1 pseudogene is annotated in these 360 nt (G+C 24.4%); it reads left to right on the forward strand.

Features of this window, described 5'->3' with window-relative positions:
* Positions 1-360 (forward strand): annotated as a pseudogene (locus CCO88_RS09935) (motility associated factor glycosyltransferase family protein); the annotation flags it as partial.

The raw sequence follows: 360 nt of genomic DNA on the forward strand, positions 1-360 counted from the left end.
ATGACCATACTAGAAAAAAACATACAAGCTTTATTAAGTGGGGTAAATGAACCCTTAGGAAATAAACTTTTAAATTTCATACAAAATAAAACTTGTTCTCGTTTTAATATAGATGAAAATTTAAATATCTATGATAAAACTCATAATGTTTTTATGTATGAAAATTTAGAAGAAGAATTAAATTTTTTCTATCAAAGTATTTTAGAAAAAACTCCTAGATATCCTTTTGTATGTATTTATGGTATAGGCAATGCTTTACTGATTAAAAATTTAGCTAAACACTATAAACATCTTTTTGTATTTGAAAGTGAAATCGAACTTTTTATCTTGGCTTTAAGCACGATAGATTTGAGTGAAGAG

The organism is Campylobacter coli LMG 9860 (assembly GCF_000254135.1).
Lineage (GTDB): Bacteria > Campylobacterota > Campylobacteria > Campylobacterales > Campylobacteraceae > Campylobacter_D > Campylobacter_D coli.